This is a genomic window from Pseudomonas sp. NKUCC02_KPG (assembly GCF_019345465.1).
GTDB lineage: Bacteria > Pseudomonadota > Gammaproteobacteria > Pseudomonadales > Pseudomonadaceae > Aquipseudomonas.
Genome location: NZ_JAHKRC010000013.1, coordinates 166,183 through 185,289 on the forward strand (window position 1 = coordinate 166,183; position 19,107 = coordinate 185,289).

Here is a 19,107-nt window from a genome sequence, read left to right on the forward strand (position 1 = left end):
CTGCATGGTGATAATGCGTGTTGCAGTTTTTTTCATCTTCCCGAGGGCCAAACAGCCTATGTGGTACAACGGTTTTCTCGACTTGTCGGCCTGGCAACTGGTGGCAGTCACTCTGTTGATGACCCACGTGACCATTATCGGTGTCACGGTTTATCTACACCGCTACTCGGCCCATCGCTCGCTGGAGCTTAACGGTGGCCTGAAACACTTTTTCCGCTTCTGGCTGTGGCTGACCACGGCGCAGAACACCCGTGAGTGGACAGCCATCCACCGCAAACACCACGCCAAATGCGAAACCGTCGATGACCCGCACAGCCCGGTTATCAAAGGGTTATCGACCGTTTTGCGAAAAGGTGCAGAGCTGTATCGCGAAGAAGCTCAAAATCCTGAAACATTGCGTATTTACGGCAAAAACTGCCCTGAAGACTGGATTGAGCGAAATGTTTACTCGCGTTACAAAATGCTGGGCGTGGCAATCATGCTGGTCATCGACCTGCTGCTGTTCGGTGCCATCGGCCTGACCATCTGGGCCATTCAGATGATGTGGATTCCGGTATGGGCAGCAGGCGTGGTCAACGGCCTGGGCCATGCTGTGGGTTATCGCAACTTTGAATGCCGCGACGCTGCCACCAATCTGGTGCCGTGGGGCATCATCATTGGCGGCGAAGAGCTGCACAACAACCATCACACCTACCCCAATTCGGCCAAGCTGTCGGTCAAGAAGTGGGAGTTCGACCTGGGCTGGGCCTGGATAAAAGTCCTCAGCTTTTTGCGCCTGGCCAAAGTTCAGCGTGTAGCGCCAATTGCCCACCGGGTGGAAGGCAAAGGCAATCTGGACATGGACACCGCGATGGCGATCCTCAACAACCGTTTCCAGATCATGGCCCAGTACCGAAAGCTGGTCATTGCACCGCTGGTTCAGCAAGAGCTGGCCAAGGTCGATCACTCGGTGCGTCACCAGTTCCGTCGCGCCAAGCGCCTGCTTTCACGGGAGACCAGCCTGCTTGAAGAGCGTCATCACCAGCGTATCGAAACGATGCTGGAGCACAGCCACTCGCTCAAAGTGATTTACGAAAAGCGCCTGGCCCTGCAACAGATCTGGGTCAAGACCAGCACCAATGGTCACGACATGCTGGCAGCGATCAAGGAATGGGTACACGAAGCAGAAGCCAGCGGGATTCAGTCGCTGCGCGAATTTGCTCACCAGCTCAAGACCTACTCGCTGCGTCCTGCGACGGTTTAAAGACTGGCCCGCCTCCACCGATCAGGTGGGAGCGGGCTTGCTCGCTCCCACCACTACGGTTTATCGATCAGCTGTGAAAGCTGCGACATACCCACCCGCAACAAGCGAGCCGTCTTCCCGCCAGCCACCTGGGCAATCCCTTCTTCTGACTCCAGATTGGCCACTTGCGCCGCAAGATTCATCACCAGCGCTTCGCGCGAATACACCCCGCCACCCAAGTGATAAATCGCAGCTATCAACTCGCGCAACTCCAGCGGCAAGCGCCAGCGCGTGCGTAACGCCGAGCCGTAGGCGGCCCCGAATTCGCTCAGAGATGAGTCAATGGCCTGGGTGTCCAGCTCACCACCGGCCTGCTGCCACTCCTCAAGACTGCGCAACAAGGCCAGATCGCCCAATCGATGCAACAGCCCGGCACAATAGCAACGCTCCTGATCCAGATTGAGCATGCCCGCGAGCGTACGGCCGTAGTGCGCCGTACGCAGTGACACAGCCCACTGCTGTTCGGCGTAATCGGCCAGGCAAGGGTCCGTCAGTTGCGGGTTGCGCTTGAGGGTCAGCCCAAGGACCAGATTCATGCTTTGCGCAGCCCCCAGCGACTGCAACGCTTGTGCAAGGGTCTGGGCAGGGCTGGGGCGATGGTGTGCAGCGCTGTTGGCCGCCGCAATCATGACAGCGGTAATTTGCGGATCAGTGCCCACGCCCTGCTCAAGCCGTTCAAGGTCCAGTCCTTCTGGAACGTGACTGCTCTTGAGCGCCGACTGCGCATCAACCAGCAGCGGTGCACCATCAGAAGATGCACGGCGCTGCTCCAGAAACTTCCTGAGGGTCATGCCGGGGGCCAGCGGTGGTGCTTCGCACGAAATCTCTTGCCCTGCATTGAGCAGCAGCCCCTTGAGCCGCATGGTCAGGCCGGCAATGTCCAGCGGTGTCGTCAGGTAGGCTGTTGGCGCCAGCGGCAATGCTTCGCGCACACTAGCGCTGTCATTACGCGCACTCAGCAAAATAAAAGGCTGCGCTGGAACAGCCCGGCGCTGACGCACAGTGCGCAACAAATCCAGGCCGCTGACTCCGGGTAAATCACGATCAGCAATCACAAGTCCGTAGTGTTTTTTGCTCAACTGCGCGAGCGCTTGCTGACCATCCCCACATACATCCAGCTGGGCATCACAACGTACCGTCAGTACCACCTGCTTGAGCAAGTCCTGAGTCCAGGGGTCGGCCTCGGCAATCAATACAGTGGGCACCGCGCTTAAATCTACAACCGTCATCCAATTTTCTCTCCGCACAATGCCTGCACCTTAGTCAAAGGCCGCACGCGGTTACAGAAAAAATCACCCAAACAGATAGTTCAAACGCAAAAAAACCGCCGAAGCGGTTTTTTTGTGTCTCAGATCACACCCTCAAGGGTGGACTCAAGCCAGTTCAGCGAAGCACTCTTCGATGATGGCCAGGCCTTTGTCCAACTGCTCGTTTGGCGAAGTCAGTGGAACCAGCACACGCAGCACGTTGCCGTAAGTGCCGCACGACAGCAGGATCAAACCTTTGTCGCGAGCCTTGGCAACCACTTGCGCCACTGCAGCCGCGTTTGGCTTGTGGGAATCGCCGCCTTCGAACAGCTCGACCGCAATCATCGCACCCAGGGCACGCACGTCACCGATCACCGGGTACTTGGCCTGAATGGCCTTGAGTCCAGTGACCAGACGCTCGCCAACTTCTTTGCAGCGATCCAGCAGGTGTTCTTCTTCAAACACTTCAAGCACTGCCAGCGCAGCTGCGCAAGCAATCGGGCTACCGGCATAGGTGCCGCCCAGACCGCCTGGAGCGATAGCATCCATATATTCCGCCTTGCCACATACACCGGCCAACGGGAAGCCGCCAGCGATGGATTTGGCGAAGGTGGTCAGGTCGGCAGCAACGCCCATCTGTTCCATCGCGAAGAAGGTGCCAGTACGGCCAGCGCCGGTTTGCACTTCGTCAGCAATCAGCAGGATGCCGTGCTTGTCGCACAGCTCGCGCAGGCGGGCCATGAATGCCTTCGGCGCCACGTAGAAGCCACCTTCGCCCTGTACCGGCTCGATGATGATAGCGGCGATGTCTTTAGGCTCGGCATCGTTTTTGAAGATGCGCTCGATGCTGGCGATGGAATCGTCAACCGAGACGCCATGCATTTCGCACGGGAACAGTGCGCGGAAGATGCCGCCTGGCATCAGGCCCATGCCTGCCGAGTACGGTACGACTTTGCCGGTCAGGCCCAGGGTCATCATGGTGCGACCGTGGTACGCGCCGGTGAAAGCGATCACGCCAGCACGGCCTGTGGCAGCGCGGGCGATTTTCACGGCGTTTTCAACGGCTTCAGAGCCGGTGGTGACCAACAGGGTTTTCTTGTCGAAATTGCCCGGCACCTTGGCGTTGATCTTTTCGCACAGCTCAACGTACGGCTCGTAAGCCAGTACCTGGAAGCAGGTGTGGGTCAGCTTGGTCAGTTGCTCTTGCACGGCGGCAATGATTTTCGGGTGCAAGTGACCGGTGTTCAGAACAGCGATACCGCCTGCGAAGTCGATGAACTCGCGGCCTTCAACGTCGGTGACGGTAGCGTTTTTTGCCGATTCGGCGAAGATCGGGTGAATCTGGCCAACACCGCGCGGTACAGCGGCTTCACGGCGTTTCATCAGGGATGCGTTGGTCTTGTTGCTCATGGTGTCCTCATTCGCCGCTCTTCAAACGGCAGGGTTCAAGGCTGACGCGCCTGGGAGTCAACGATGCCAGTATTCGATGATCGACTGGCATGGCGCTCCCGGCCACAGGAACTAACAGTTTGAAACGCAGGGGAGGCATCGCTCTCGTGCCCCCGCTGCCGAACCACCTGCCGGGTTAGATGCCCAGGCAGAGATATTTGATTTCCAGGTAGTCTTCGATGCCGTACTTGGACCCTTCACGGCCCAGGCCCGAAGCCTTGATACCGCCGAATGGGGCGACTTCGTTGGAGATCAGGCCGGTGTTCACACCCACCATGCCGTACTCCAGGGCTTCCGCCACACGGAACACGCGGCTCAAGTCGCGGGCATAGAAGTACGATGCCAGACCGAACTCGGTGTCGTTGGCCATTGCGATCACTTCAGCTTCATCTTTGAAGCGGAACAGTGGCGCCAGCGGGCCGAAGGTTTCTTCTTTCGCTACGGCTGCGTTTTTCGGCACGTTGATCAGGATGGTCGGCTCGAAGAAGCTGCCTTCCATGCTGTTGCCACCGGCCAGCAGGGTGGCGCCTTTGCTCAATGCGTCAGCAATGTGTTCTTTGACCTTGGCCACGGCCTTGTCATCGATCAGGGGACCTGTGGTGGTGCCTTCGTCCAGACCGTTGCCGATCTTGAGCTTGGCCACGGCCACTTTCAATTTTTCGGCAAAAGCGTCGTAGACCGAATCCTGAATGTACAGGCGGTTTGCGCAAACGCAGGTCTGGCCGTTGTTGCGATATTTGGAAATGATCGCGCCTTCGACGGCCTTATCCAGGTCCGCGTCGTCAAACACGATGAAGGGTGCGTTGCCGCCCAGTTCCAGCGACACTTTTTTGATGTCCTTGGCGCATTCGGCCATCAGCTGACGACCGATTTCGGTCGAACCGGTGAAGGACAGCTTGCGCACGATCGGGTTGCTGGTCAGCTCGCCGCCGATGTCACCCGCACTGCCGGTCACAACGCTCAGCACGCCTTTAGGGATGCCGGCACGGTGTGCCAGCTCAACCAGCGCCAGCGCCGAAAACGGAGTTTGCGAAGCAGGCTTGATCACCATGGTGCAGCCAGCAGCCAAAGCCGGGCCCGCTTTACGGGTGATCATGGCCGCCGGGAAGTTCCACGGGGTGATTGCAGCGGTCACACCAATCGGTTGCTTGATCACGATCAGGCGCTTGTCTGGCTGATGGCCCGGGATCACGTCGCCATAGACGCGCTTGGCTTCTTCGGCGAACCATTCGATGAACGAAGCGGCGTAAACAATCTCGCCCTTGGCTTCGGCCAGAGGCTTGCCTTGTTCCAGGGTCATCAGGCGACCAAGGTCGTCCTGGTTTTCGATCAACAGCTCAAACCAGCGACGCAGCTTGTTGGCACGCTCTTTGGCGGTCAGGGCACGCCAGGCGGGCAACGCTTTGTCAGCGGCTTCAATGGCGCGACGGGTTTCAACCGCGCCCATTTTTGGCACTGTACCGATGATTTCACCGGTAGCCGGGTTGTTGACCTTGATTGTCTGGCCACCGTCCGCATCGACCCAAGCACCATCGATATAGGCTTGTTGGCGGAACAACTGTGCGTCTTTGAGCTGCATGTGGGCTTTCCTTAACAGCACCGCGCAGGCGCGGAGCGAATTATTAATAGTAGAAAGGCGCCATAGAAGGCTGCCGTCAGGAAGTCATTCACTGCCAAAGTATCTAGAAAACGCACAAAGAGTTAGCCGTGCGGTTTAGCACTCAGACAAGAGCGTTTGAAATCTCAAACGAATCCTAGGGTCAAAGGGGGTAAAGGACAATAGCCTGTTCGAAAAAAAGAACAAGCGGCCATCTTTTACCGCTTTTCCCCCCGGCCCACATTAATAGCCCATAACGCACCAACAAACACCTGACGAATCAGCAGCATGGACGGGGGACACGCAGATGAGTATTATGGCGCCCGCGTCGCACCAGTAGCTCAGCTGGATAGAGTACTGCCCTCCGAAGGCAGTGGTCGTGGGTTCGAATCCCGCCTGGTGCACCATCTTCTTTCCCTTGTCCAAGGGAACAGCGTCAAAACCAAGATTCCCCAACGCATTTTTGCCTCTCGCCGAGAATCCGGTGAGTCGTCGTGTGCCTGTGTTTCGGGTTTTTTTTCAGCTAAACGTCAGCCAGGTTAAATTTTTATGGGCAACTGACGAAAGGCTGGTTACTATACGCGGCGTTTCGCGGAGAGCTGGCCGAGTGGCCGAAGGCGCTCCCCTGCTAAGGGAGTACACCTCAAAAGGGTGTCGGGGGTTCGAATCCCCCGTTCTCCGCCATATTTACGCCGTCTATAGATGCGTTCCCTTATTCAAGGGAACCGTGTTTACCCCCCTCAAAAAATGAACACGACGTGCAGTTGCGCGTGGTTTTTTCGCGCCTGCATAAATCCAGTGGGAGCGGGCTTGCTCGCGATTGAAACGCTGCGGTCTTCAGAAAAACCGCAGCGCTCCCACGAATGATTTACTGCTGGCTGGCGACACCGCCAAAGCGTGTGGTCATTGCAGTGATGAAGTCTTCAAGGCTCATTTTCTGACCATTGAGGTCCACCAGGCCTTCTGCGTAATTGAGCGAAGCCAGGATGTTGTTGCCATCCACTTTGGCCAACCCGGTTTGCACGGCCATCACACCTGCCATCTCACTGTTCATGCTGGCCATTTTGGCAATGGTTTGCGGGTCAGTTTGACCGACCAGTTGCGCCTGAACAGCTGACAGGTCAGCAATCATCGGCTTGGACAACTGCAGTTTTGCATCCAGCGCAGTCAGCATTTGCTTGGTGACTTCGATAGGCGCCGCCTCAAACGAGGTTGGCTTGGCCAGGCTCATGGCAACGTTGAGCTGGCTTTCGCCGTTTTCGGTTTTGATCGTGAACTTTTCCAGCGCCAGCTGCGGTTTGGCGGCCAGCAGTTTTTCAACCTCTACCTGCATCAACACTTGTTCGGCCGGGGTCAGCGGTGTTTGCGGCAAGGTGCCGTCAGCCTGAGGCTGGAATTTGTTCTGGTAGATCTGCAACAGCGCCTGCATGGCCGGGATGTCGAGGCTGCTGGCAGTGAGGACCATTTGCGCGCTGCCCACTGGCTTGCCGTCCAGGGTGATGTCACCCACTTTGTAAGACAGGCGCCCGGACATCAGGTTGCCAGTAGCGGAAGAAGAATCCGCGTACTCGAAGTTTTTGAGCTTGATGACCGATTGTGCGGCGCCATACGTCAGTTGGCCTTCGCTCAGTACCATCACGTTCTGGCCGAGATAGAAGCCAAATGGCGTTTTTTTCAGGTCGCTGGCGAGGGTCAGACCATTGAGTTCGACCAGTACGGGCGGGTTGTCGACCGTGACCGCGTGGAGCTTGAGGTGGTCCATGTAGCCTTTGGCTTTCAGGTTCTGGCCATCGGCATCGGTTTGAGCCTCCATGGTCAGGCCCGAGAAGCTGAAGCTGGAGTTGTCGTCCAGCTTGGTCTCAAGCGCCACCAGTTCCATATGACCATCAACCGAGCGGTTGTAACCCATGGTGACCTGGCCTTTGAGCGGCGTCTGATCCTTGGTTGCAGCGAACCACTTTTCGGTGAAAGGGGATTTTTCCAACGCGTAATTGTTGACTGCCATCACTGGCATCCACTTGAACGTCTTGATGCGCGACCACGGCAGCGGGCCATGCTCGATGTTATCGACAAACAGCAACTCTACAGGTGGTGCGTCCGGGCCCGCTTTGTCGTCCTGGAGTTTCAGGCGATAGTGCGCGGTGCTGCTGTAGAGGTTGCGCTCAATAGACACCAGTTCGAGAGTGCCGTGGGTGGTGGAGCCTTGAAGTTGGGTTGCCAGCTCCTGGTTGGATTGCTCAATCGCGGCCTGCAACACACCTTCGATTTTGCTGCCGGTGTACCACGCCCCGGCGGTATTCAGTGCTCCAACAACAATCACAATCCCTGCCAGCACGCCTAATGGTTTGTTCATCAATTGACCCGTTCAATGTCCGTTGTGTTGAAAGTAAAAGCGGTCTTTGCAAAGCCCTTCATGGGCCCAAAGTGCTAGCAGGTTAACACTGGCGACAGAGCAGGCGCTGCTCTTGAGTAACGCCAGGCCTCATGCGGGTTGAGCGTAACGCTGGTCGATCTCGTCAAGTTGATGATCAAAGCTCTTGAGGCTGGCACTCCAGGTGTACACCAGCACTTCCAGGTCGTGGTCGATGCAGGTTTCTCCTACGGAATTGAAAGATACATCCGAATAATCTAGCTGATAGCGCTCACGGGCCATCGCCGCTGCGACATCCGAGAGCTCACGCGCAGTGTCGAGCCATTGGCGATCTTCGGATGGCAGGGCTTTATCGAGTTGCAGGCATTGGGCTTTAAGGGCATCCAGGCTCTTTTCCAGCGGGGTGCCGGTCAGCTCGCCCATGAACTCCTGGAAGGTTCGGCCCGGCTGCCAGTAGCTCCCCCAGAAATAGCGATCGAATACCGTTTCGACCCGGCGCAATGCAACCTTGGTGTCCCAGATAAGGACACGGGTCTGGCCTTGGGTGATCTGGCGCTTTTTGATTTGCCGGGTTTGCACCAGGGCGCAGGCCACTACCACTATGGCCAGTACGGCAATCAGGGCGCTGGCACTGTCGAGAAAGATCATTGCCTTGTCGATCTGGTGCGCCAGCATGATGCCGTAGAAGTAAGTCGCCGAAAGCAGCACTACCGCCGCTACAGCACACCAGAAACCGGGAGCATAAGGGTTTTTCATTATTAGTATCCCCATCAGGCATGGTCTGCACGATGAGGAGGGCTACAGACCCGCAAACGCCCTGAACCATCGTTCTGATACCGATAATTCAGAGCATAGCAACGCTGTCAGGGTTTAGCGTTTGCAGGGGCGTGCGTTCGTCCACTTTCCCAGCCGCCACCCAGGGCCAGAAACAGATCGATCTGGCTCATGGCTACCTGGGTATTGGCAGCCGACAATTGCGCGCGCATGTCGGTGTAGGTACGGGTTGCTTGCAAGTCGGCCAAAAATGACTCGCGCCCGGCCTGGAAGAACTGATGGGTCTGATCGGCCGCGGTTTTTGCCGACTGCTCTGCATCTGCCAATGCATCGCGGCGCTGCAACAGCGCGGTGTATTGCACCAGACTGGTCTGGGTTTCACGGATGGCGTTGAGCACTACGCCGTCGAACCTGGCCAATGCCCCCTGGGTAACAGCCTCTGCTTCACGAATTCGGGCTCGCGAGCCATTGGTCGGAATCGTCCAGCTCAGCATCGGGCCAAAGCCCCAGCGGTTGGTGGGCGCCGTACCCAGATTGTCGATGATGCCCACCGTGCCAATGCTGGCACCGATGCTGATGTCCGGGTACAGGGAGCCCGTGGCGACACCTATCTCAGCGGTCGCTGCGGCCAGATGGCGTTCGGCCTGACGCACGTCAGGGCGGCGCTTGAGCAGCGCGGCACCGTCACCTACAGGCAGCAGTTGCGCGATGTGCGGCAGCTCGGCACAGGTGGCAACGCCAGATGGCAGTTGGTCCAGCGGCTTGGCCAGCAACATGGACAGGCGGAACAAACCGGACTGGCGCAACGCCTCGTAACGAGGCAATTCTGCCCGCAACGATTTGAACTGGGTTTCGGAGCGGGTGACTTGAGTTTCGTCGCCGCGGCCCGCATCACGCAGACGTTGGGTCAGGCTGGTGCTTTGCGCTTGCAGCCTGAGGGATTCATCAGCGATGTGGTGTTCTTCATTGGCTGCGCACACTTGGGTGTACGCCCGCACCACATCCGCTACCAGGGTGATGCGCGCGGTGTCGGCGGCGGCCTGAGTTGCGTCGGCATTGGCCTGCGCCGCTTCGATACCGCGCTGCAAGGTGCCCCACAAATCGAACTGATACGAGGTGCTGATGCCCAGGTCGCCGACGTTGGCCACCGGCACCTTATCCGCCAGCAGGAAGGCTTCCCCGGACTCTTGCAGACGCTGAGCGCCCGCCTTCACCGAGCCACTCCAGCCTCCGGCCGACTGCGCCTGCTCAACCTGAGCCCGCGCCCGCGACAGGTTCGCCGCCGCGACCCGCAAGTCGGTGTTGGAGGCCAGCGCCTGACGTACCAGCTCGTTGAGTTTCGGGTCTTGGTAGAGCTTCCACCAATCATCGGGGACCGGCGCGGACATCACATTGGCACCCTCGCCCGCCAGTTCACCCTGCAAGTCCGGGCGTTGCATGGCCGCGTCTTTGGGCAAGTGGTAATCAGGGCCAAGCAACTGGCAACCGGACAGCAGCAAACCCAGCCCTACGGCTGCCAGGTGAACGGCTTTCATCGCGCACTCTCCGGGGCAGGCCTGTCTTTGGACGAGTCTTCGATAATGGACACTGTCGCAGTGCGACCGGCGATCATGCGAAAGTCCTCCGGCACATCATCAAACACAATGCGCACCGGAATCCGCTGCGCCAGCCGTACCCAGCTGAACGCCGGGTTGACGTTGGGCAGCAGGTTCTGGCCGCTGGTACGGTCACGGTCTTCGATACCCGCCACGATGCTTTCGACATGACCACGCAAACGGGCATTGTCGCCAATCACGCGGATATCAACGCTCTGACCGACATGGATGCCATCGAGCTTTGTCTCCTCGAAATAACCGTCGATATGGAACGAGGTGCTGTCGACAATCGACAACACAGGCCGCCCCGCCGTGACGAACTCATTGACCCGGGGTGCCCGGTCATTGACGTAGCCATCAACCGGGCTGCGCACGACGGTACGGTCCAGGTTCAGCTGAGCACTGTCCACGGCCACCTGGGCCTCGGTGAGCGCGGCCTGAGCGCGCATTTCACGGGACTGGCTTTCTTCGAGCAGCTCACGGGCGACCAGATTACCCAGCCCCTTGTTACGACGGCTTTCACGCTGGGCTTGCGCCAGGGTTTCCTTGCGATCGGCAACCGTGGCCTGGGCTTGGCGCAACGCCAGTTTGAAGCGTTCCTGATCAATGACAAACAACACCTGGTCACGGGTGACGAGCTGGTTGTCACGCACATCGACCTGCTTGATCAAGCCCGAGACATCAGGGGCTATTTGCACAATGTCGGCTCGGATGTGGGCGTCGCGGGTCCAGGGAGCAAACATGTAATACATGGTCATGCGCCAGACCACGACGCAGGCAAACGTCACCACCAATAAGGTGAGAACGACACGGCCCAAGGTCAGTAAAGGTTTTTTCATGTCATCAGATATCGACTAAACGAATCCACAACGCCGAGTAACAGAGCGTAGAGACCGACGTTGAACAAAGCCCGGTGCCAGACCAGACGGTAAAAGTGCACACGCGTGAGTAACCCGTGAACCACCAAAAACAGTAAATAGGTAATGCCCATCAATACCAGGAGCGTGGGCAGGAATACCCCGCTGATATCTACATCACCGATCATAGCGGCGCTCCATCAATGCTTTGAGCCTGAGGATGTGGCAGGTCGTCGTTGTCGACGATAAATTCGACGCCAGGCAGCAAAGCCAGACGCAGCCCGCTAAGGGCATGCAGCAGGTGCACCCGCGCTTCGCCTTCGCCTTGCAGGTCGTTGGCGTTGAGGGCGCGGCGAGTGCGGTCCATGGTCATTTGCAGGCCAAGGGGCATTGGCAAACGCTCACCCGCCTTGAGGCAGGCGCAAAAGTAGTCACCCACATCGCTCACCACCTGACGCAACAGCCGTTGCGGTATACCCGTGACCCTTGGCGCATAGGCCAGCAAGTCCAGAAGGTTGAGTGCGACCCGCAGATCACGCAGAGCGCTGCCCGTGTCCTGCCCGGTCAAGGCCAGACGCGGCAAGTGCTGCATCAGGCGATCAAGCATTTGCGCCCCCATGTGCCGGTGCTCGGCCAGAGTCGCGGGCTGGGTCAGGGTGACGATGTCGCGCCAGCTGAAACGCGTCAGACGCTTGGCCGCCAGCTCGGCACCGAACGGACGCGCAAGCAGGGTCCAGACGAAGGCAAACAGCAGACCGATGGGGCCTGCCAGGTTGGCGTTCATGAACACCATGAAGTCCGCATCGTAGGCGCCCTGAATGCTGATAAACGAAGCGGTGTTGACGATGGTCAGCAATGTGCCCAGGTAAAAACGCGGTTGTACGGTCAGGGTACCCACGCAGATGAACGGCACTGCGAACGCCAGTACCAGCATCGGAAAGTCGTGCAGGTTGGGCAGGATTACAAACAGGTACAGGCTGGCGAACACCACCGACAGCGAGGTCCAGAAAAAGAATCGGTAGATCTGCGGCGCCGGGTCGTCCATCGAGGCAAAAAAACTGCAGGCCACCGCGGCCAGAATCACGGCACTGGCGCCGTCGGTCCAGCCGAGCAATATCCACAGCACTGAGGCGACGACAATCGCAGTCACGGTGGAAAATGCCGAATAGAGCATCAGCCCGCGATCGAGAAACGGCGTCAGCCGCCCAAGGCGCCAATGCCGGTATACGGCACGCCAGACATCCTGACTACCGGTCGATATGGCTTTTTGCAGGCTGCGACAGTCTTGCCACAGGTCGATCCATTCGCCCAGTCGATACAGCACGTTGGAAAAAACCAATTGGCGACGATCATCCAGCGCCGCAGCACTGGGTTGTAACGCTTCGAGTTCATGGCGCAATGCTTGCCAATGCTCGATCGAAGCCCCTTCCCGGGTACTTTCAAGCCACAGCTGAGCATGGTCGAGCAAAGGAGTGACTTTATCGAGCAGTTCAGGGGCGCGACGCTCCAGCGCGTAGAGTGCGTCGTCCAGTGCATCGACCACGGGTAACAAGTGGATCATGCGCCCGCGCAACTCTTTGGTATTGCGCACGGTCTGCGGGTGCGCGCCCTCATGGGGCAGTTGGCCAATCATCATTTCAAGACTGTTGAAGGTCGTGACCATCGATGCGCGCAGGCTGCTGGCTTTGCTCGGCTCAACGTCGCGAGCCAGAAAGTGCTTGCTGTAATTGCTCGCATCGGCGAACCACTTGGCCGCCGAGTCGATAAAAACCGGGGTCAAGCGGCGAGGCCAGAACATGCTGCCGACCACCGCCGCGCAGACTATCCCGAGCATGATTTCCTCGGTACGCGAGACGGCGATGTCGAAGACGTTCAGCGGGTTGTCCACAATCGGCAAAGCGATCATGGGCATGGTGTAACCGGCAAGCATGAATATGTAGCTGTTGGCAGTGCGCAGGTGCAGCGACAGAAACAGCAAAATGCCGGTCCAGAGCGCGATCACCAACACCAGCAGAAATGGCGTTTGCACAAATAGCGGGACAAAAAATACGGCAGCCGCAGCGCCGATCAGGGTGCCCAGTGCGCGGTACACCGCCTTGGAACTGGTAGGCCCGACGAAGGGGCTGGAGACGATGTAAACCGTGGCCATGGCCCAATACGGACGGGGCATTTCCATTAACAATGCGATATACAGCGCGATCATCGATGCGGCGAACGTGCGCACACCATAGAACCAGTCACGGGCAGGCGGCATGCTGCTGAAAAACCCGTTCAATTCATCGCTCCGTCAGGCAGTTGACCGGCCGCTTCAAAGGCTTTGATCACACGCAGTGCGGCTTCCTGGTCAGCCAGCGAAATGCCTGCCAGAGCCGCTCTTCTCAGTTGCACGAGTTGGGCTTCAATCGATTGCACCAGGGCGCGTCCGGTGTCGGTAAGACTCAGGGTTTTGGCGCGTCGGTCGCTGGCATCTTCACAGCGGCGTACGTAGCCGGCCTTGCACAGCTGATCGAGCAGACGCACCAGCGACGGGCTTTCCATCCCGGCAGCATGGGCCACGGTGACTTGTCTCACCCCCTCCCCCAAGCGCCCGATAATCAGCAGCGGCATGGCACAGGCTTCGGAAATGCCGTAGTTGACCAGCGTAGCCTGGCAGACGCGACGCCAATGGCGAGTCGCAACCACCATGCCGGTGCTGATGCTCATTTGCAGTGGATCGAAAGTGTCAGGCAAGAGGCGTCACATAATGTTAGTTTGCTAACTATTAATATTGCGCGGCCAGATGATCACAGTCAAGTGTTGCCATTTATTTCTGCTTACCTACGATCGGTTTTGTGCGCAGCATGAGGTTCAGTTGGTCGACGATTTCAGCCCAATCGGCATCCTCAAGATGCTCTTCACGCAAAAACGCCGCTTGGGCAGGCGTCCAGAAAAATGCGTCTTCGAGCTTCAGGTCAGGCTTGAGCGGTGAGTGGGTTGTGACAAATTTTTCGATATCTTCGGGGCTGGACGGCAGGCCCAGTTGTTTGAACAAGGACGGGAGGCTATGGGTTGGCTTTTGCATTGAGTTGACTCCATTCAGGTTCAGGGCCGCATTCGGCCCCAAGGCAAGTCAAATATAGTCGAGCCTGGGTGTCATCGACGGCCAAGTCCTGTGCTTTGTGCCAACCTGCTGGAATAGAGCCGAAATCATCCGGCAGTTCTTTGCTACTGATCAGCCAGACCCGCCCCGTACCGGCCGGCAAGTCTGCCAGTCGATCAACATAGATTTTGGCCCCATTGGCGTTCACCAGGGTGCCAAACCCGTAGTTGTTAGGACGTCCGGATGCGCCGCTGTCTGTGGGCGGCGTGTAGAGCAGGGGTTCAATCCCGGTCTTGTTGTAGTAGACGTAACTGAAGTACCAGAACAGGTCACTGACTACGATTCGGTCACCAGGCAGGAACTGTTGGTTTACGTGCTCAACCAGACGATCAAAATGGTCGGCATCGCTGCTGAAGTTACTGCGCAGGCCCACCAACTCAGTGCCAACAAACAGTGACAGAAGTGCGAAGGCCAACGCACGCTTGTGCTTGAGCAGGCGATCCACTGCGATCGCCACAAGCAGTGGCAAGCCAAGTGCGGCAAACATCACGTAACGCTCGATAAACAGCGGCGAGACAAACGACACGGCGTAAATGGCCAGGATCGGCAGCAGGGTGTAAATCACGATCAATCCAGTGAATTTATGCCGGGATGAATCGCGAACCGCCATCCATACCAAGCCGCCCAGCAGTGCAAGCGGTGCCAGCCAGAACAGCGGCCAAGGCAGGTTTTCGCCTTCGTCCTGAATCAAAAGCTGCCAGGTCATGGCGGGCAAAGAGCGGGCATCGACTGCAGGCTCCCAGCCCACATCACCGCCGCTCTTGAGGTCGTCCATGTGCTGCAGCAGATCCACCAGGCCGGGGAGCCAGGGCAGAAACAACAACACAATGGCAACATTGGCCAACCACCAGGCGGGACGCTTGATCAACCACCCGGAGCTACGGCCACTGATCAACAGATATAGCCAGTGGGCGATCACACAGAAAGCGGTGAAGTAATGCGTATAGAACGCTGCCGCCATCAACCCGGTGTAAATGACCGGATAACGGAGTTTATGCGGCGCTTTAACCCAATAGACCAGCGCAATCGTGGCGCCTATCAGCCACAGCCCCATGAGCGAGTACATCCTCACTTCCTGGCTATAACGCACTGCAGTCGGCAGCAATGCCAGCAGAAGCCCGGCCAGTAACGCGGCTCTTTGGGTTGCAATCAACCGCACGAGCCACATGCCCAGCAATACGGTTGCGATACCCGGCAAGACACTCAGGGTTCGGATGGAGACAAGACCGTCACCAAACAGCGCCATCCAGCCATGCAGCAGCATGAAATACAACGGAGGGTGAACATCGTGCGACGCATGCAACCAGATTTCGGCGAGGGGATAGTCGCTCAGCATCAGGCTGGAGCCCTCGTCGCACCAGACGGCAGAGGCTGTAAAACCATAGAGCCGCACCACTGAGGCCAAGAGCAATATGCACCACAGCCACGGCTGGCGAACTATTTGGGTGAGTGCAATGTGGGGCGACTCAGGAGTACGCAACCGCAACTCCCCCACATCGTTCTTGCTGAGTACGCCCATCCTTCACCTGCTGTGCATTAAGGCTGCGATTTGGGCAGCTTTGATTTTGGCGATTGTAGGGCACAGGCCCTGACAAAAGGGAGCGGGCTGAAGCGTCCTGGAAAAGAAAGATAGTGGCACCATGCAATCTCTTATCTCGCAGTCAGGCTAAACTAAACGTAACAAGGTTTGACAAGGATTGGGTCAGTACCTAACTTGAATTGGATCCAAACAAGCGTGCTGAACTTTCGGCGTAGGTAGTAGCAACGTGGCCGTCAAACTCAATCCTTTAAACAGCATAGTTGTATCGGGCCCCATACCCGCTCATTTGGCGCGGGTGGTGATTGAAGAAACTTTGCGCAACGCCATTCTTGATGGCCGCTTGCCATGCGGTACCGCAATCCGCCAAGAGGCGTTGGCACAGTTGTTTGGCGTTAGCCGAATGCCCGTGCGCGAGGCACTGCGTCAGCTGGAAGCTCAAGGCTTGCTGCAGGTCGTGCAATACAAAGGAGCGGTTGTTGCTCCTTTGATCGAGGACAACTCGCTGGAGACCTACGAGCTGCGCCTGTTGCTTGAAGCCCAGGCACTGCGTCTGTCAGTACCACTGCTGACTGACGAGGACTTTGAAACGGCCGACAGCTATATCGAGGCACTTGAATCCGAAACAGATTTCGGCAAGATCGGCACACTCAACCGGCAATTTCATCAAGCGCTTTACTGCAGGGCGCCGAATCGAAAACTGCTGGCGTTGATTGAGGCAGGGCTTATCGAGGAAGAACGCTTTCTGCGCTTTAACCTTGAGCAGATGGACCTTGGCAAGTTGTGCCAGGACGATCACAGGGCACTGTTGCGTCATGCCCGAGCCAGAGATGTTGAGTCATGCATTGCAGAGTTGGAGTTACATCTGCAACGCGGTGTTACGGCTATTACCCACTATCTGAACACTCAGAATGCAAAACAGCCCTGACGCTTGAAACGCCAGGGCTGTGGATAAGTCTTGAGCGACTAGCGATCCTCAGATCTTGAAGCTGTCGACCAATTGCTTGAGACGACTGGCTTGCTGCGACAGGGCATCGCAGTCCTTGAGGGTTTCGTTGAGGTTCACCACACCTTGCTGGTTAAGCAGGTTGATCTGGTTGATATCCACATTGAGGGTTTCGACCACGGCGGTCTGTTCCTCGGTTGCGGCGGCAACCGACTGGTTCATTCCGTCGATTTCTTCGATACGTTGAGTCACGCTGATCAATCGAGCCCCCGCCTGATTCGCGACCTCGACGCTTTCTTCGCTGGAAATCTGGCTCGCATTCATGGTGCTGACCGCTTCGCGGGAACCCACTTGCAGCGAGGTGATCATTTTATGTATCTCCTCCGCCGACTCCTGAGTGCGGTGAGCGAGGTTGCGTACCTCATCGGCCACCACGGCAAAGCCTCGACCCGCCTCCCCCGCACGCGCGGCCTCAATGGCTGCGTTGAGGGCCAGCAGGTTGGTTTGCTGAGAGATGCCTTTGATCACATCCAGAATGTGGCCGATATTGTCGGTGCTGGCATTCAGGGTTTCGATTTGCGCACACGACAGACTGATCTTCTGCGAAAGCTCGGTCATGGCCTGGATGGTCTGCTCGACAACCTTGCGACCATCATCTGCCTGCTCACTGGCTCCGCTGGCATGCTGTGACGCGTCGGCAGCATTGCGGGCGATTTCCTGGGTGGCAGCACCCAACTCGTTGATGGCGGCGGCCACGCTGTTGGTTCGCGCACTCTGCTCGTCCGAGCCGACAATGGATGCGTTGGACGATGCCATGACGCGGTGAGACAAATCATGCACATGGCGGGTAGCAGAGGACACTTCGCTGATTGACGCGTGAATACGCTCAACGAACTGGTTGAACGAGCTGGCCAACTCCCCAAATTCATCCTTGTTCTCAATGACCAAGCGCCGTGTCAGGTCGCCTTCGCCTTGCGCGATGTCTTGCATCGCACGCCCCATCGTAGTGAGCGGACGCATTAATACCTGGATCAACAAGCTCAGCAGCAGTGCAATCGCGGCCACGGCAATAAACATCGCAATCACTGCCGATGTGCGGAATTTAGACAGCGGCGCGTAAGCCTTTTCTTTGTCGATGGATTGACCGATAAACCAATCTGCGGACGGCAAGCCTGTCACCGGGGTAAAGGAAATAATCCGCTCCTGGCCGTCGAGCCTGACTTCCTGAACACCTTTTTCAATGCGTAGAGCACTGGACGGGTAGATATCCTTCAGGTTTTTCATCACCTGATTTTTATCCGGACTGACGATGATCTGGCCATCGCTGCTCACCAAAAACGCATAACCCAGACCACCTGAATCAACTGAGTTAATGATTTTGACCAGGCTATCGAGGCTCAGATCACCGCCTGCCACGCCGAGCAGCTCACCGCCTTTTTTAACCGGCATGGCAATGGTCACAATCAGGCCCCCGACAGCTGCCATGTAGGGCGGTGTCAGCATGGTCTGACCAGCGCTTACCGCTTGCTTGTACCAAGGGCGCTCACGGGGGTCATAACCTTCGGGCATTGTGGCATCGGGGCGCTGGGTAAAAACTCCGTTGGCTTGCCCGACGTAGGTGAACTGGAAGTTGGAGGTAAACGCTGGCTGATCGACCAGGCCGGGCAGATCAGCCTGGCTGCCTTGATGCGCAATGCTTTGTGCGAGGCTCTCCAGCACCAGGATGCGGCCACTGAGCCAATTCTGAACACTGCTGGCTGTCAGGTTGCCAGCTTGCTGCACCGAGGACTCGATGTTTTGCTTGATGGTGTCGCGCTGCAGGTAGTCGTTATACAAAGTGAATAATGCAAACGCCAGAACCACGACCCCTGAAGCGGCCAGAAGGATTTTATGGCTGAACTTTAGATTCATAGCATGGGACTTCTTATGCCAAAAGGTTGGATGCGTACGTGGGCACCGTTGTGTGTAACAGCGCAGACAACCTCTTGGCAGGTCTGCTCGTACGCATTGCTCAACAGGCTGTCGGCACCAATTGCGGAATACTTAGCCACTTTTGGTAGCTATGTGTTTAATCCGACGAAAGCGCAGCCGTGGCTTTAAAAAGGGATATGGGAAGGGCTAGAGAACAGAAGGCGCTGGGGATTTATATCGCGCAAAAAACAAAACCCCTGTCTGCGTTAGCAGACAGGGGTTTCGGAATTCAATCTTGACGATGACCTACTCTCACATGGGGAAACCCCACACTACCATCGGCGATGCATCGTTTCACTTCTGAGTTCGGGATGGGATCAGGTGGTTCCAATGCTCTATGGT

The 19,107-nt window shown here is 57.4% G+C and carries 15 protein-coding genes, 2 tRNA genes, 1 rRNA gene and 1 pseudogene; 4 read left to right on the forward strand and 15 right to left on the reverse strand.

The genetic code is table 11. From position 1 onward, the window contains the following. Window positions 1-58 precede the first annotated feature (58 nt). On the forward strand, window positions 59-1,243 hold the full coding sequence (gene desA, locus KO536_RS18175; RefSeq protein WP_219262606.1) for a delta-9 fatty acid desaturase DesA: 1,185 nt from the start codon (window positions 59-61) through the stop codon (window positions 1,241-1,243). A 53-nt stretch (window positions 1,244-1,296) separates the two neighbouring features. Here desA and KO536_RS18180 read toward each other — a convergent pair whose 3' ends face one another. The 3 genes from KO536_RS18180 to gabD all read right to left on the reverse strand — a co-directional run bounded on the left by KO536_RS18180 (window position 1,297) and on the right by gabD (window position 5,557). Further along, on the reverse strand, window positions 1,297-2,511 hold the full coding sequence (locus tag KO536_RS18180) for an HDOD domain-containing protein (RefSeq protein ID WP_219262596.1): 1,215 nt from the start codon (window positions 2,509-2,511) through the stop codon (window positions 1,297-1,299). A gap of 144 nt (window positions 2,512-2,655) precedes the next feature. Continuing rightward, window positions 2,656-3,939, reverse strand: coding sequence for a 4-aminobutyrate--2-oxoglutarate transaminase (gene gabT / locus KO536_RS18185; RefSeq protein WP_133079302.1), 1,284 nt, complete (start codon window positions 3,937-3,939; stop codon window positions 2,656-2,658). Window positions 3,940-4,114: 175 nt separating this feature from the next. Continuing rightward, complete coding sequence (gabD, locus tag KO536_RS18190; RefSeq protein WP_133079303.1) at window positions 4,115-5,557, reverse strand: NADP-dependent succinate-semialdehyde dehydrogenase; 1,443 nt, start codon at window positions 5,555-5,557, stop codon at window positions 4,115-4,117. Between the two features lie 348 nt (window positions 5,558-5,905). Here gabD and KO536_RS18195 point away from each other — a divergent pair. Both KO536_RS18195 and KO536_RS18200 read left to right on the forward strand, forming a co-directional pair. After that, window positions 5,906-5,982, forward strand: a tRNA-Arg gene (locus KO536_RS18195). A gap of 186 nt (window positions 5,983-6,168) precedes the next feature. Next, window positions 6,169-6,259, forward strand: a tRNA-Ser gene (locus KO536_RS18200). A 184-nt stretch (window positions 6,260-6,443) separates the two neighbouring features. Here the strand turns inward: KO536_RS18200 and KO536_RS18205 are convergent. The 9 genes from KO536_RS18205 to KO536_RS18245 all read right to left on the reverse strand — a co-directional run bounded on the left by KO536_RS18205 (window position 6,444) and on the right by KO536_RS18245 (window position 15,830). After that, window positions 6,444-7,928: a YdgA family protein gene (locus tag KO536_RS18205; RefSeq protein ID WP_219262597.1), complete on the reverse strand. Its 1,485-nt coding sequence runs from the start codon at window positions 7,926-7,928 to the stop codon at window positions 6,444-6,446. Between the two features lie 129 nt (window positions 7,929-8,057). Beyond that, a complete protein-coding gene (locus tag KO536_RS18210; RefSeq protein WP_133079321.1) occupies window positions 8,058-8,702 on the reverse strand; it encodes an NADH:ubiquinone oxidoreductase subunit N in 645 nt (214 codons plus the stop codon). Between the two features lie 107 nt (window positions 8,703-8,809). Beyond that, entirely contained in the window at window positions 8,810-10,255 is a 1,446-nt protein-coding gene (locus KO536_RS18215) for an efflux transporter outer membrane subunit (RefSeq protein WP_133079322.1), read from the reverse strand. Then, on the reverse strand, window positions 10,252-11,154 hold the full coding sequence (locus tag KO536_RS18220) for an HlyD family secretion protein (protein ID WP_133079323.1): 903 nt from the start codon (window positions 11,152-11,154) through the stop codon (window positions 10,252-10,254). The genes KO536_RS18215 and KO536_RS18220 overlap by 4 nt, the downstream gene beginning before the upstream one ends. Beyond that, window positions 11,151-11,360, reverse strand: a complete 210-nt coding sequence (locus KO536_RS18225; protein WP_016782973.1) for a DUF1656 domain-containing protein — start codon at window positions 11,358-11,360, stop codon at window positions 11,151-11,153. Before KO536_RS18225 ends, KO536_RS18220 begins: the two co-directional genes overlap by 4 nt. Then, the gene (locus tag KO536_RS18230) at window positions 11,357-13,447 is read right to left on the reverse strand and encodes an FUSC family protein (protein ID WP_219262598.1); all 2,091 of its coding nucleotides are present in this window, start codon (window positions 13,445-13,447) and stop codon (window positions 11,357-11,359) included. The genes KO536_RS18225 and KO536_RS18230 overlap by 4 nt, the downstream gene beginning before the upstream one ends. Further along, window positions 13,444-13,875 carry a MarR family winged helix-turn-helix transcriptional regulator gene (locus KO536_RS18235; protein ID WP_133079331.1) on the reverse strand — a complete coding sequence of 144 codons (432 nt, stop codon included), beginning with the start codon at window positions 13,873-13,875 and terminating at the stop codon, window positions 13,444-13,446. Before KO536_RS18235 ends, KO536_RS18230 begins: the two co-directional genes overlap by 4 nt. Window positions 13,876-13,975: 100 nt before the next feature. Beyond that, the gene (locus KO536_RS18240; RefSeq protein ID WP_133079325.1) at window positions 13,976-14,233 is read right to left on the reverse strand and encodes a DUF2789 domain-containing protein; all 258 of its coding nucleotides are present in this window, start codon (window positions 14,231-14,233) and stop codon (window positions 13,976-13,978) included. Further along, window positions 14,214-15,830 (reverse strand): glycosyltransferase family 39 protein, encoded by a 1,617-nt coding sequence (locus KO536_RS18245; protein ID WP_219262599.1) that lies wholly within the window; start codon window positions 15,828-15,830, stop codon window positions 14,214-14,216. Before KO536_RS18245 ends, KO536_RS18240 begins: the two co-directional genes overlap by 20 nt. Before the next feature lie 247 nt (window positions 15,831-16,077). Here KO536_RS18245 and KO536_RS18250 point away from each other — a divergent pair, with 247 nt between their 5' ends. Further along, window positions 16,078-16,776: a GntR family transcriptional regulator gene (locus tag KO536_RS18250; RefSeq protein WP_133079327.1), complete on the forward strand. Its 699-nt coding sequence runs from the start codon at window positions 16,078-16,080 to the stop codon at window positions 16,774-16,776. A 48-nt stretch (window positions 16,777-16,824) separates the two neighbouring features. Here the strand turns inward: KO536_RS18250 and KO536_RS24570 are convergent, their stop codons facing one another. From KO536_RS24570 to rrf, 3 genes and pseudogenes are all read right to left on the reverse strand, one after another. After that, window positions 16,825-17,610 (reverse strand): methyl-accepting chemotaxis protein, encoded by a 786-nt coding sequence (locus KO536_RS24570; RefSeq protein ID WP_374105714.1) that lies wholly within the window; start codon window positions 17,608-17,610, stop codon window positions 16,825-16,827. A 69-nt stretch (window positions 17,611-17,679) separates the two neighbouring features. Beyond that, window positions 17,680-18,705 (reverse strand): annotated as a pseudogene (locus KO536_RS24575) (cache domain-containing protein); the annotation flags it as partial. 293 nt (window positions 18,706-18,998) lie between these two features. Next, window positions 18,999-19,107: ribosomal RNA gene (gene rrf, locus KO536_RS18260) — 5S ribosomal RNA — on the reverse strand; the annotation flags it as partial.